General features: G+C 73.4%; 9 protein-coding genes and 1 pseudogene. 4 read left to right on the plus strand and 6 right to left on the minus strand.

All coding sequences use genetic code 11. The features are described 5' to 3' along the window. Positions 1-223 precede the first annotated feature (223 nt). A complete protein-coding gene (locus tag ACZ3YL_RS38750) occupies positions 224-724 on the plus strand; it encodes an SsgA family sporulation/cell division regulator (RefSeq protein ID WP_188308189.1) in 501 nt (166 codons plus the stop codon). 40 nt (positions 725-764) lie between these two features. Here the strand turns inward: ACZ3YL_RS38750 and ACZ3YL_RS38755 are convergent, their stop codons facing one another. From ACZ3YL_RS38755 to ACZ3YL_RS38765, 3 genes are all read right to left on the minus strand, one after another. Then, positions 765-2,324 (minus strand): GAF domain-containing protein, encoded by a 1,560-nt coding sequence (locus ACZ3YL_RS38755; RefSeq protein WP_465662262.1) that lies wholly within the window; start codon positions 2,322-2,324, stop codon positions 765-767. Positions 2,325-2,518: 194 nt separating this feature from the next. Beyond that, complete coding sequence (locus ACZ3YL_RS38760) at positions 2,519-3,769, minus strand: M56 family metallopeptidase (RefSeq protein ID WP_465662274.1); 1,251 nt, start codon at positions 3,767-3,769, stop codon at positions 2,519-2,521. Continuing rightward, the gene (locus ACZ3YL_RS38765; protein ID WP_465662264.1) at positions 3,769-4,188 is read right to left on the minus strand and encodes a BlaI/MecI/CopY family transcriptional regulator; all 420 of its coding nucleotides are present in this window, start codon (positions 4,186-4,188) and stop codon (positions 3,769-3,771) included. The genes ACZ3YL_RS38760 and ACZ3YL_RS38765 overlap by 1 nt, the downstream gene beginning before the upstream one ends. Positions 4,189-4,302: 114 nt before the next feature. Between ACZ3YL_RS38765 and ACZ3YL_RS38770 the strand changes: the two genes are divergently transcribed. The 3 genes from ACZ3YL_RS38770 (at position 4,303) to ACZ3YL_RS38780 (ending at position 6,300) form a co-directional block, all read left to right on the plus strand. Beyond that, on the plus strand, positions 4,303-4,971 hold the full coding sequence (locus tag ACZ3YL_RS38770; RefSeq protein ID WP_465662266.1) for a DedA family protein: 669 nt from the start codon (positions 4,303-4,305) through the stop codon (positions 4,969-4,971). Further along, entirely contained in the window at positions 4,971-5,633 is a 663-nt protein-coding gene (locus tag ACZ3YL_RS38775) for a phosphatase PAP2 family protein (RefSeq protein WP_188304589.1), read from the plus strand. Before ACZ3YL_RS38770 ends, ACZ3YL_RS38775 begins: the two co-directional genes overlap by 1 nt. A gap of 151 nt (positions 5,634-5,784) precedes the next feature. After that, the gene (locus tag ACZ3YL_RS38780) at positions 5,785-6,300 is read left to right on the plus strand and encodes a pyridoxamine 5'-phosphate oxidase family protein (protein ID WP_188304590.1); all 516 of its coding nucleotides are present in this window, start codon (positions 5,785-5,787) and stop codon (positions 6,298-6,300) included. Between the two features lie 606 nt (positions 6,301-6,906). On the opposite strand, the gene ACZ3YL_RS38785 is transcribed toward ACZ3YL_RS38780, so the two are convergent. From ACZ3YL_RS38785 to ACZ3YL_RS38795, 3 genes and pseudogenes are all read right to left on the minus strand, one after another. Further along, positions 6,907-7,392, minus strand: coding sequence for a hypothetical protein (locus ACZ3YL_RS38785; protein WP_465662269.1), 486 nt, complete (start codon positions 7,390-7,392; stop codon positions 6,907-6,909). Positions 7,393-7,451: 59 nt separating this feature from the next. Beyond that, complete coding sequence (locus ACZ3YL_RS38790) at positions 7,452-8,009, minus strand: hypothetical protein (protein ID WP_465662271.1); 558 nt, start codon at positions 8,007-8,009, stop codon at positions 7,452-7,454. A 20-nt stretch (positions 8,010-8,029) separates the two neighbouring features. After that, positions 8,030-9,014 (minus strand): annotated as a pseudogene (locus ACZ3YL_RS38795) (hypothetical protein); the annotation flags it as partial.

Below are 9,014 nucleotides of genomic sequence, written 5' to 3' on the forward strand. Positions count from 1 at the left end.
CGGGAGGGGAGAGCGTACCAGCGGGTGGCCGAGGGGCGGACACCCTCCATCCATTTTCCGGACTCCCCTTCGAGCAGCAGAAGTTGACGGATCGTCTGACAAGCCCGCCAAGGGGCGGCCCGGCCCGGAACGGGGGGTGTTGCAACCCCCTTGCAACCCTTGCCCGCCCGGCCGCGGGTGGCGCAGGCTGATGGCATCCCGCGCCGTTCCCGGAGAGACCGTCATGCCGCCCGACCCGCTGTCCGCAGCCTCCAGTGCTCCTCTCGCCGCCACCCCCACGGGCGGCGATGGGGACGGCTCCACCGCCGCTCCGGCGGCGGTGGAGGAGGTGCTGACGCTGCGGATCTCGCTGGGCGAGGAAGTGGTCGGCGAGGTGCGCACCCGGTTCCGCTTCGACGCCGTCCGCCCCTACGAGGTGCTGCTGACCTTCCACGTGGGGCGTCCGGACGAGGCGGACTGGGTGTTCTCCCGCGACCTGCTGCGCGACGGACTCCACACGCTGAGCGGCCAGGGTGACGTCAAGCTGTGGCCGGCCTACTGCCCCTGCCACGGCTCGACGCTGCACCTGGCGCTCGAATCCCCGCACGGCAGCGCCCTGTTGGAGGCCTCCAGGCCCCGGGTGCGGGCCTGGCTGGACCGCACCTACGCGCTGGTCTCGGCCGAGGCGGAGCGTGACTGCGGGCCCACCGACGACCAGTTGCTCGCACTGCTCGCGGGCGGCTGAGGGCGGGCCGCGCCGCCGACGGCCGTTCGGTTCGTGGGCGTCAGGTTCGCGCTCGTCGGATCGTCGACGCCAGGTTCACGGTCGTCAGGTTCGCGCTCGTCAGGTTCGCGCTCGTCGGGCTCACTGCCGTGCCGGCCGCAGCACCGGTCGTGCCGGCACCCTCCCCGGCCGTGCGCGGTGGAGGCACGGGAGCAGCGGCGCCCGGCAGTCGGGCCCGGCCCGCCGCCAGTTCGGCCCGCAGTCGTCGTACTGCGGGGGCGACGGAGGAGGGCAGCAGGTCGTACGGGTCCTCCGGCCCCTCCACGGTGACCAGCACCGAGTCGGCGAAGCGGTACGGCCGGTGGGCCAGCAGGCCGCCCAGGTAGCGGCGCAGCCGGGACAGTTCGGCGCGGACCGTCACCGTCCGCCCGGCGTCGCCGAACAGCGCCTCGGCGAGCTGCGCCGCGGTGCTGCCGTCGCGGGTGGTGGCGAGCAGCAGCAGCAGTTCGGCGTGGCGCGGGCTGACCGGGTGCGACCAGCTGTCGGCCGCGCCCCGGACGGACAGTTCGGGGCGGTCCGGCCGTCGCAGGTCGAGCCGGAGCCGGGCGCCCTCGGCCCGTTCGGCGCTCACCGTGCCGGAGCCGTCCGGCTCGCCGTCCCCGGCCGGGCGGACCGGGCGCACCAGCCAGCCGTCCGCGAGCGGTTCCAGCACGCACTCGCCGAGCCCCGGCACCCAGTGCACGGCGGCCGGGGCCCAGCCCTCGCTGGGGATGCGCAGCCGACTGGGCGGCGGCAGCCCGGCGGAGGCGGCGGTCCAGCCGGCCGCGTCCACCACCAGGGCCGGGCCGCCGACCCGGGCGAGCAGCGGGGCGGCGAGGGTGCGGAGCTGGTTCAGCGCCTCCAGCCGGTGGGCGCGCAGCTCGGTCTCGGCGAGCCGGGCGGCGGTGGCGGTGAGCTGGAGGAGGTACGGGCGGACGTTGTGGGCCGGGCCGCTGAGGTTGATCGCGCCGACCAGCCGGCCGGTGGCCGGGTCGTGCACGGGCGCGGCCACGCAGGTCCAGGTGTGGTGGCTGCGCAGGTAGTGCTCGGCGGAGTGGACGTGCATCGGGCGCTGGGCGCGCAGGGCGACGCCGATGCCGTTGGTGCCGACGGTCTCCTCGATCCAGCGGGCGCCGGTGACGAAGCCGATCCGGTCGGCGCTGCGGCGCAGGCCGCGCTCTCCCTCCTGCCAGAGCACGTGGCCCTCGGCGTCGGCGATGGCGAGGATCAGCGGCGCCTGGCCGACCGGTTCGAGCAGGGTCTCGCGCAGCACCGGCATGACGTTGTCGAGCCCGCTGGACCGGCGGCGCTGCTCCAGTTCGGCGGGGCCGAGCAGGACGGTGGCGGCGCCGCTGTCGGGGTCGAGGCCGAGGCGGCGCAGCCGGGCCCAGGAGTCGCCGATCTCGGGGCGGGGTTCGAGCCGGCCGGGGCGGGGCGGTGTGCCGGGCCCGCCGGTCTCGGGGAGGGCGAGTTCGCGGGCGGCGGCGTCGGCGAGGGTGCGCTCGTGGACCTTGGCCAGTTCCGCCGCGGTCGGCGGGGTGCGGCGCTCTGGTCGTCGGGACTGCCGTCCGGTCTGCCGCACTCGCGTTGCTCCTCGCCGCCGTTCGAGGACGCGCCGGGGTCGACGCGCTGACGAAAGCGTACGGGTGCGGTGGGCGTGTGGGGATGGGGTCTGCCAAGTCCGCATACCGGTCGGTACGGTACCCGTCCGGCGGCCGTGCGGGGTGCGTCGGGTGGGGTCTGCGGTGGGCCCCGGCCGGCCCGCCGGGGCCCGTTCTAGCGCTCCGTGCCGGGCTCGTGCTGGGCGGCCTCGACGGTGTGGTGGAGGTCGGCGGTGGCCTCCAGGGTGGCGCCGGTGGTCAGGGCCAGGCAGGCGGCCAGGGCGAGGGCGACGGCCCGCAGCCGATGGGCCGGGGTGGTGGCCGGGCGGGGCTGGAGCAGGGCCGCGACGCGGCGCGGGACCGGGCCGGAGTGGGCGGCGGCGACCAGCGTGGGGCGGGCCGGCCAGGGCGAGCGGCTGGCGGCGAGGGCGGCCCGGCCGACCGCGCGGGCGGTCACGGCGCGGTCGCCGACCTGGGCGGCGGCCACCTCGTCGGCCCAGCGCTCCAGGTGGTACCCGAGGGGCGCGCGCAACGGGCGGAGCGCCGGGTGGAGGTCGGCGGCGTGCTCGGCGAGGGCGAGGAAGACGTGGTGCCGGCCGGTGAGGTGGGCGCGCTCGTGGGCGAGCAGGGCGGAGCGCTCGGGGCCGTTGAGGGCGCGCAGCATCCCGGAGGTGACCACGATCCGACCCGGCTCCCCGCCCCGGCCGGGGCGGCGCAGGCGGCCGGGGAGGGCGAAGGCGTCGGCGCGGTCGTCGTCCAGCACGGTCAGCGGGTGGTCGGCGGGGTGCCGGAGCCGCTCCAGGGCCTGGCGGAGCCGTGCCGGGGCCTGGCGCCACCGGGCGGTGCGGGGGCGGGGGCCGGTGGAGTCCGGCAGGAGCCGTACGGAGTCGCGCGCACCCTGGGTGGCGCGCGCCCCGCGCACGGAGGCGCGCCGGGGGCGCATGTCCGGATGCTGGTCGGCGGCCGTCTCGCCGCCGTCGTAGCCGTAGCCGCCGTTGTCGTAGCCGTAGCTGTAACCGCCGTTGTCGTAGCCGCTGTCGTAGCCGTCGCCGTCACAGCGAAGGCCCGGGGTCGGCAGCGCGGCCCGGGCGGTGTGCAGTTCCCGCCGGCGGCGGTGGGCGGTCCGTACCGCCAGGGCGGCGAGCGCGGCCAGGGCGAGGCCGGCCACCGCGGCGGCGGGCGGGGCGCTGGGCGCGGCGGCGGTGAGCCAGGGCAGCGAGAGGTGGCCGAGGGCGGCGACCGGGGGCAGCTGGAGCAGCCCGGCGGCGGCGAGCAGTCCGAGCGAGCAGAGGGTGCCGCCGGCCAGGACGGTGGCGGTGCCGGCCAGCAGCCAGGCGGCGGCCCGGGGCGTCAGCGCCTCGGCGAGGCGGCGGGCCAGCGGGACGGTCAGGAAGGGCAGCAGCAGGGGCGCCCAGACGGCGAGCATCACGGTGCCGCCGCCGTTCCCGGACCGCTGGGGCCGCCGTCGCCTCCGTCGCCTCCGTCGCCGAGCAGTGCGCGCAGCAGTTGCTCGTCCTCGGCGGAGAGGTCGGAGACGAAGCGGGCGAGCACGGTGGAGCGGTCGGCCTCGCGGCCCAGCTCGGTGTGCATCCGCCGGGCGGCGAGGCCCGCGGTGTCCTGGACGGTCGGGGTGTAGGCGTAGGCCCGGCCGGCCCGGGTGCGTTCGACCGTCCCCTTGTCGTGCAGCCGGGCCAGGATCGTCGCGATGGTGGTGCGAGCGAGGTCCCGGCCGAGCGCCGTCTGGACGTCCTGCGGCGTCATCGGCTGCCGGGCCGACCAGAGGGCGGCCAGCACCTCGGCCTCCAGCTCCCCGGCGGGCCGGCGGGCGGACGGTACGTCGGACATGGCGGCGCTTCCTCCAGGTATCGTCTACAGTCATGTAGACCGTCTACGTCACTGTAGACGGTCGGGGCGGGTTCCGGGTGAACCGCCCTCCAACGTACGGGAGGTCCGCAAGCCTTGCTCCAGTTCCTTGCCGATCCTGCGTCCCAGCTCGCGGTGAACCCGCTGGACGCGTCCTCGCTGCTCGCCGCCTTCGGCGCGCTCGGCATCGCCGTGGTGCTGTTCGCCGAGACCGGCCTGCTGGTGGGCTTCTTCCTGCCCGGCGACTCGCTGCTGTTCACCGCGGGCCTGCTCTGCGTGCCCGGCGCCACCAAGGGCCCGCAGCTGCACCTGTGGCAGGTGCTGCCCGCCGCCCTGGTCGGCGCGCTGGTCGGGGCCCAGGTCGGCTATCTGATCGGCCGCCGCGGCGGGCGGGCGCTGCTCGCCCGCACCGAGCGCAAGAGCCTGCTGGAGGGCGTGGCGCGGGCCGAGGAACTGCTGGCCAAGTACGGACACGGCAAGGCGATCGTGCTGGCCCGGTTCATCCCGGTGGTCCGTACGGTGCTGAATCCGCTCTGCGGCGTACTCGAAGTGCCGGTCCGCTCGTTCACCCTCTGGCAGGTGGCGGGCGGCGTGGTCTGGACGGTCGGCGTGGTGCTGGCCGGGTACGGGCTCGGATCCTCGATCCCCGGGATCGACCAGTATCTGCTGCCGATCATCGGTCTGGTAGTAGTTGTCTCCGTGCTCCCCATTGTTCTTGAACTGTTCCGCGCCCGTAAGGCGCGCCGTCACGGAGGTGACGTGTGATGTCCTCTCGGGCCCTCGCCGTGTACGACGGCAGCGGGATCGACGGCAGCCTGTACACCCGCGTCAACGGGTGGGCGCAGTCGGCCCCGCACTGGCTGGACGACGTGATCAAGGTCTGGTCCGCGATCGGCCTCGGGCTGTTCGCGCTGTTCATGCTCTACGCCTGGTGGCGGGCGCGCGGCGCCGACTCCGCGGTGATGGCCAAGGTGCTCGCCTCCCCGGTGATCGTGGTCGTCGCGTACGGCATCAACTCGGTGCTCAAGGGCATGGTCGAAGAGCTCCGGCCCTGCGCGCAGATCCACGGCAGCGTCCCGCTGGAGACCTGCCCGGCCGCCGGGGACTGGTCCTTCCCGAGCAACCACTCGGTGATCGCCTTCGCCGCCGCGATCTCGCTCTGGTTCGTCAGCCGCCGGCTCGGCGCCGTCGCCACCGTCTTCGCCGTACTGATGGCCGCCTCCCGGGTCTGGGTCGGCGTGCACTACCCGCACGACGTCGCGGTCGGTGCCCTCGTCGGCATCCTGGTCGCGCTGGTGCTGGCGCCGCTCGCCGGCCGCTGCGGGCCGCTGGTCGACAAGCTGCGCTCCGGCGCGCTGCGCCCGCTGCTCGGCCCCGGCACGCCGCCGGTGGTGACCCGCGGGTACGCCTCGCACCGGGCCCAGTAGTACCGATTTCGTGAGGCGCCCGCCCCTTGTCCGGTTTCGGACGACGGGTGGAGCATGTGAGCCGGGCGTGCGGCCCCCGACCGGGGGCGGCCGCCCGGCTCAGTCGTGCCCGGGGCGCGAAGGCACCGGGCGCCAGCGGAGGGAGTGCCGAATGCCGTACCGACTCGACATCACGCAGGGGGACTGGCCGGGCGACCTGCTGCACAAGGGCGTCGAAGGCCTGCTCGCCGAAGCCATGGTGCTCACCCTCGCCACCGCCGGCCACGAACACGGGCCGCACGCCAACCTGGCCTTCTTCGCCTACGACGAGGACCTCGTCCTGTACTTCGTCAGCGAACGCTCCACCCGGCACAGCCACCACCTCGCCGAGGAGGCCCGGGCCGCCGCCACCGTCTTCCTGCCACCGCCGGCCTTCGGCGAGCAACTGCGCGGACTCCAGCTGACCGGCAGCGCCGGCGAGGCCTGGGGGCGGCAGGCGGAGGCCGCCCTCACGGCCTACCAGGGGCGCTACCCGGCCTTCGCCCAGGACGAGGACACCCGGCGGCAGTACCTCACCGGCGGCGGGGCGGCGGCGCTGTACCGGTTCCAGGTCGAGGACCTGACGGCGGTCGACGAGCCCAACTTCGGGCGGCGCAACTATCTGCGGGCGCGGGTGGTGCGGGGGTAGTCGACCCGCCTCCCGCTGAGGGCCGGCGCCGGAACGGGACCCGGCGCAGGCGGCCGTTGCGGACCACCGCCACGCCGAGGCCCGCGACGGCCGCCATCAGGAGGGCGTCCAGGGCCCCGGCGATCGCAAGGTCCTTCGAGAAGTCGACGTCGTCCGGGGCCGACGCGGCCGCGACACCCTCCGGGTCGTAGCGGATCAGCACCCGGTCGCCGACCGCGTGCGCGTGGGGGCTCCCGTACACCGTGCCGTTGGGGATCGGCAGGCCCAGCTCGCCGACCAGGTCGTACGTCGAGTTCGGGCGCTTGTCGTCCGGGTGGTCGTGCACCTGCGAGACCCAGGCGGTGACGGTGACCCCGCGCGCGTTCAGGACCACCGCGTCCCGGGCCGAGATCGCCTCCCCCAGCGCCCCTCCCCACAACGCGACGGACACGACCGCCACCCAGCAACCCACCGGTCCGAGCAAACCGGACCAGCCCCACGATCCAGCCAACCCCGACCACCACCCCGAGCAGCCACGCGGTGCCCAGGCCCACATACGTACTCACCGCCACCAGAAGGCGCTTCAGGGCGCGGCAGTCAGTACCTGGAGTGGACGCGAGCCTGGCGCTACTCGTTGTCCAGCGCGTCCAGCGCGTCCAGGGCATCCAGGGCATCGGGGTCGAGGGAGGTCGCCGGTTCGGCAGAGAGGTGCTCGCACCAGGGCTTGATCTGTACTCGTCGGCCACCGAAGTTGAAAGCCCAGCTCTCGTCGGGGACGAGTTCCCCGCCTCGCTCGTACATGAGGATGAGGGGCTCGAACGGGTCCGGAAGGTCCGGAAGTTGCACCCCCGGCGTGTCCCGCAGTGTCGCCCACCGTACGGCCGCGCGGCAGGCGTTCTCGGTTGAGATGCCGCCGACCTGTGCCACAAGGAGTTCCTCAAGCCGTTCGGCCATCTCGGGGTCCACCCGAACGTCCGGGGCCAGGGCCCCGGCGATGTCGTAGATGGGCCACTTCGGCGGACCGCCCAGCACCTCGGCCCAGAGCGAGGCCCGGCGGAGGTACTCGACCATCAGCCGGGACATTGAGGCCGCATGCGCGTTGCGGCCTTCCATGTTGGTCCACCTGATTCCGGCCAAGCGTTCCAGAACGGTCGTGGTCAGGCGCGCGCCGGTCAACCGTTGTCGGTCGAGGGGTTGGTACGGGCCGAAAGTGCGTGGAATTCGGCCCAGCTCTGCTCGTCGAGGGCGTCGAGGGCTTCGTCATCGAGTTCGACGACTGGCTCCGACGACAGGTGGGTGCGCCAGTTGCCGCATGGCACCATGATCACGGTGAAGTCCACGAAACCATTGGCGAACGAGAAGAGGCCGCCGCGTTCGTAGAGCCGGATCAGGGGCTCAAAGGGGTCGGGCAGCGGGGGCAGGGTCAGCTCAGGGGCGTCACGCAAGGCGGCCCACTGGACGGCGGCCACCGAGGTCTCGACGGCGTACCACGTGTTCGCGGCGTCGTCGACGAATTCCTCGACGTCCGCAATCATTGCCGAGTCGGCCCGCACTGCCGGTGCCACAATGGCCGCGAGATCGAAGATGGGCCAATACTTGGTGTCCCCGTAGGCGTCGAGCCAGAGCGCCGTTCGGCGGAGGTGCTCTTTCATGAGCGCTGCACGAGAGAAGGCATTTTCGAGCGCCTCCTTGTGAGCTGTCCAATGGATACCCTTGAGGCGGTCGATCATCAACTGAACCGCGGTAGTACTCACTTGAGGTCATATCCTCTCTCGCGAAGTTGGGATTTTATGGCGTCGACCACGATATCAAGGTTCGAGAGGTCGTCGGCGACGGGTTCAGTGGGTGCCTTGAGGCCGTAGAGCTTCCAGTGGTCGAGTGACCCGTCTGCCGACACCGCTCCCGTGTGAAAGCTCCTCGGTGCCAGATTATGCGCGCCGAAATGGTCTGGGTTGATTGCTAGTGTGCCGTCACTCTTCCAAGCACCCGGATGGCTGGAAAGGTACGGGAGGCCAGCTTCGAGGAGTTTTGCCTCTACATATTCGTGGGCGAGTGTTCCCCGAAGGGCGGGAATTGCACCCGGCTTGATGAATCCACCCACGGCGCCGTTCCATGGGATGGAAATTGCCGCATCCGGAGAGAAATGGACGTCCTTCACCATATTGCCCTCGCCGGGGCCCACCTGGACGTCGTGCCGCTTGATCATGAGGTTGTCCTTGGCGACCTGGACGATCCGGGGATCGACGCCGGTTTCCTTGGCGACCTCGATCACATCGTCCGTCCGGGTTCGGTAGTCCTCGTAGATCTTCACGGCTCTCTCGTCCGGAGCGGTCTTCGGCGGAGACGCGTAAGGGGTGCCGGAGTCCGATGTCCAAGGCTCTGGAGGGGAGCCCTTCTTGCCCGCCCAGCCGTTCGCCTCGGCCCCCGTGAAACCGGGGCGGCGCTTCGGGGCACCCCCGGGCGCGGCCGCGCCGCCGACGGCGCCGAGGACGAGGTCGAGGGGCATGACCGGGCCGGTTTTGAAGGCGGCGTCGTAGCCGTAGCTGAGGCCGGCGCCGGTGATCATGCGGCCGGGGACGGTGTCGGCGGCGCCCGTGACCTTGGCCAGGCCGGCGAGGGCGACGGAGGCGTTCTCGGCGTTCTCGGCGGCGGTGGAGACGACCCGGGCGCCGGCGCCGAGGCCGCCGCCGGCGCCGCCCATGATGCCGCCGGTCTTGGCGGAGTCGACGGCTTCG

This window comes from Kitasatospora sp. NPDC023176 (assembly GCF_055560495.1).